Here is a 3,984-nt window from a genome sequence, read left to right on the forward strand (position 1 = left end):
CCTGGAAACAACAAACCCGGCACTCTGGCCGGGTTTGTTGTTTCCGCATGCGCAGTTATTTCGCCGTTGCAGCCACCACCGGCTGCACACTGCGCTTGTTCTTGATCAGGTAGCAGACCCACATGAACACCACCCACACCGGAATCGCGTACACCGAGATCTGAATCCCCGGGATCAGCAGCATCACGCCGAGGATGAACACCACGAACGCCAGGCAGACGAAGTTGCCGTACGGGTACCACAGCGCCTTGAACAGCGGCGTCTGTTTGCTTTGGTTCATGTGCTGACGGAACTTGACGTGGGAGTAGCTGATCATCGCCCAGTTGATCACCAGCGTTGCAACCACCAGCGACATCAGCAGTTCCAGCGCATGCTGCGGGATCAGGTAATTGAGCAGCACCGCAACCAGGGTCACTGCCGCCGAAGCCAGAATCGAACGCACCGGCACGCCGCGCTTGTCGATCTTCGCCAGCGCTTTCGGCGCATCGCCCTGCTCGGCCATGCCCAGCAGCATGCGGCTGTTGCAGTAGGTGCCGCTGTTGTACACCGACAACGCGGCGGTCAGCACGACGAAGTTGAGGATGTGCGCAGCGGTGTCGCTGCCGAGCATCGAGAACACCTGCACGAACGGGCTGCCGCTGTACGAATCGCCGGACGCGTTAAGGGTTGCCAGCAGGCTGTCCCATGGGGTCAGCGACAGCAGGATCACCAGTGCGCCGATGTAGAAAATCAGGATGCGGTAGATCACCTGGTTGATCGCTTTCGGGATCACGGTTTTCGGTTTGTCGGCTTCAGCCGCGGTAAAACCGAGCATTTCCAGACCACCGAAGGAGAACATGATGATCGCCATGGCCATGACCAGACCGCTCACCCCGTTGGGGAAGAAACCGCCGTGGGACCACAGGTTGCTCACCGAGGCCTGCGGGCCGCCGTGGCCGCTGACCAGCAGGTAGCTGCCAAGGGCGATCATGCCGACAATGGCCACAACCTTGATGATCGCGAACCAGAACTCGGCTTCACCGAAAACTTTGACGTTGGCCAGGTTGATCGCGTTGATCAGTACGAAAAACGCCGCAGCGGAGACCCAGGTCGGGATGTCCGGCGCCCAGTAATGGATGTATTTGCCGACCGCTGTCAGCTCGGACATGCCCACCAGAATGTACAGAATCCAGCAGTTCCAGCCCGAGAGGAAACCGGCGAAACCGCCCCAGTATTTGTGCGCGAAGTGGCTGAAGGAACCGGCCACCGGCTCTTCAACGATCATCTCGCCGAGCTGGCGCATGATCATGAAGGCGATGAAGCCGCAGATGGCGTAGCCGAGGATCATCGACGGGCCGGCGGATTTCAGGACCCCGGCAGAACCAAGGAACAATCCGGTACCGATCGCGCCACCGAGGGCGATCAGTTGAATATGGCGATTTTTCAGGCCGCGTTTAAGCTCGCCTGATTGCGAGGGTTGTCCACTCATGAAAAAGGTCTCACGCAAGGTTTGATGATGTTCAGTAGACGTTGCTGCAAGGTTGCGATTTCAGGCAGCCCCGATCAAACCCCAGCGCAGGCACCAGGAGTTCAGCTCATTTACAACGGTCATGCGTCACCTGTTTGTTTTTATCTGTGACGAAATCGAACCCGGCACGCTTGTGGCGCGGCGGAGTGAACAAGGCGGGTAGCCTCGATATTTTTGCGATTACGCAGAGGGTCACAGTTAAAACGCGGCGCATTGTACACCGCTAACCCCCTGCTGCCAGACCCGCCTGATCAGCGTGTCGGTTGCCGGGATTGCGTGTGTCCGCCTCGATCGTCTCGAGCGGCTGCAAAATATGAGTCAGGTCTTTGCGGGCCATCGACGGGGACGAGGAAAAAACCGTCCCACGGGGAGAAGTGGAAATCAGTCGCGGCGTTCATTGCGCCTCCTTCTTGTTATTGGCCTGCACGACAGGCATGCCGCGCATCACACCTCGCCTGAACAACGGAAACAAGCGCCCCAGAGCCTCACGCAGCGCCAGATCGAACGGCGCACGGAAGCTTTTCCTTACAACCGCACGCAACGCGTGAAAGCACCATATAGATCGCACCGAACCGTCAGCTTTTTTTTACAGCCCGTAACGTAAATTTTCCGAATCAGAAATTTCTGAAGGATGTCTGCATCTTGACGGTAGCTAGCCTGCTATCGGCCGGTGTTCGACGGACGGTTCGTGTTCTAAGAGCAGCTGCAAGCGGCAAGTTTCAAGCCGCAAGCGCAAAGCAAAATCAAGAGCAAAAAAAACGCCAACCTCAAGGGTTGGCGTTTCTGCTTCAACTTGCAGCTTGCAGCTCGTAACTCCCAGCTGCCTTATTCCGGCTTCTTGCGTCCGAAACCCGGGCGCTGGCCCGAACCGGCCGGTGCGCCGCGGCGCTTGCCCGATGGCTTGTCGCCGTCGACCAGTTTGATCCCCGGGCGCTTTGGCGCAGGCTTGGCCGGGCGCTTGTTGGTGGTATCGGCCGGGCGATCCGCTACTGGCGTACCGCGACCGGCAGGAGCGCCGCGTTCGCCACGCTCAGTACGGCCATTGGCTGGACGCGGTGCGCGCTCGCCGTCTCGGGCAACCGGCTTGCGGCCTGGACGCTCGCCTTCAATCTGCGGCTCGCGGCCCGGGCGTGGCCCGGTCGGTGCGCCAGCGGCTGGGCGCAGGGTGCGCACGCGCTCGGTCTTGGCCATTGGTCGCGACGATTTGCGCTGCATGCGCTCGAGCTTGTCCTTGCTTTTGGCGTTCAGCTGCGGCATCGCCACCGGCGTCAGGCCGACTTCGGCGCTGAGTACGTCGACTTCGTACTGGCTCATTTCGCGCCAGCGGCCCATCGGCCGGTCGGAGTTGAGGAACACCGGACCGAAACGCACGCGCTTCAAACGGCTGACCACCAGACCCTGCGATTCCCACAGACGCCGAACCTCGCGGTTACGCCCTTCCATGACCACGCAGTGGTACCAGTGGTTGAAGCCCTCACCGCCCGGGGCCTGTTGAATGTCGGTGAAACGCGCCGGACCGTCTTCGAGCACCACGCCAGCTTTCAGGCGTTCAATCATCTCGTCGTCGACTTCACCGCGTACACGCACAGCGTACTCACGGTCCATCTCGTAGGACGGGTGCATCAGACGGTTGGCCAGCTCACCGTCGGTGGTGAACATCAGCAGACCGGTGGTGTTGATGTCGAGACGGCCGATGTTGATCCAGCGACCTTCTTTCGGGCGCGGCAGCTTGTCGAACACGGTTGGACGGCCTTCCGGGTCGTCACGGGTGCAGATCTCGCCATCGGGCTTGTTGTACATGATCACGCGGCGCACCGATTCGGCGGCCTCTTCGCGCTTGATCACCTTGCCATCGATGGTGATGGCGTCGTGCATGTCGACACGCAGGCCAAGGGTGGCGTCTTTGCCATTGACCTTGATCCGGCCTTGGCTGATCCAGGCTTCGACGTCACGGCGCGAGCCGACGCCGATACGGGCGAGGACTTTCTGCAGCTTTTCGCCTGCTGGGCCGATTTCCTGGTCGTCTTTCTGATTGATGTCACTCATCTGGGCACCTCCCGGTGTGGTCTGTTCAGGCGACGCCTGAAGCATTGAAATCTGGGTATTCGGCCGAAGGGATCGGCGAAGGGTCGCGAATCATACGCGGATGTGCGCCGTCGCGCATCAGAGACTAGCTGATCGATTGCCAGTTATTTCTTTTTCCGCCGACCGGCACCGCCGAGTTTGATCAGGCGCAGCGCGGCTTCGGCCAGCACAGTGCGCTTGTCGTCCTTGTCGAGCTTTTTCCAGGCCTTGATCTCGCGCTTGCTGCGGCCACAGCCGAGGCAGATGTCGTCGCTGAATTTGCAGAGGCTGATGCAGGGGTCTTTGGTTGAGCTCATCGAGGTCTCCGGAAAAACACGAGTCCATTGTAGGAGTGAGCCTGCTCGCGATAGCGGTGGGTCAGTCGACATCATCTTGTCAGTTACACCGCTATC

General features: G+C 60.0%; 3 protein-coding genes. All 3 read right to left on the reverse strand.

What is annotated here, in order from left to right; genetic code table 11:
* Nucleotides 1-55: 55 nt before the first annotated feature.
* Nucleotides 56-1,468: an amino acid permease gene (locus DCO47_RS26015; protein WP_042607500.1), complete on the reverse strand. Its 1,413-nt coding sequence runs from the start codon at nt 1,466-1,468 to the stop codon at nt 56-58.
* Nucleotides 1,469-2,332: 864 nt separating this feature from the next.
* Entirely contained in the window at nt 2,333-3,553 is a 1,221-nt protein-coding gene (rluB, locus tag DCO47_RS26020; protein WP_116659227.1) for a 23S rRNA pseudouridine(2605) synthase RluB, read from the reverse strand.
* A gap of 143 nt (nt 3,554-3,696) precedes the next feature.
* On the reverse strand, nt 3,697-3,888 hold the full coding sequence (locus DCO47_RS26025; RefSeq protein ID WP_016771121.1) for a DUF1289 domain-containing protein: 192 nt from the start codon (nt 3,886-3,888) through the stop codon (nt 3,697-3,699).
* Between the last annotated feature and the right edge of the window lie 96 nt (nt 3,889-3,984).

The sequence above is a fragment of the Pseudomonas sp. NDM genome, from assembly GCF_003105095.1.
In the GTDB taxonomy this organism is placed as follows: Bacteria; Pseudomonadota; Gammaproteobacteria; order Pseudomonadales; family Pseudomonadaceae; genus Aquipseudomonas; species Aquipseudomonas moraviensis_A.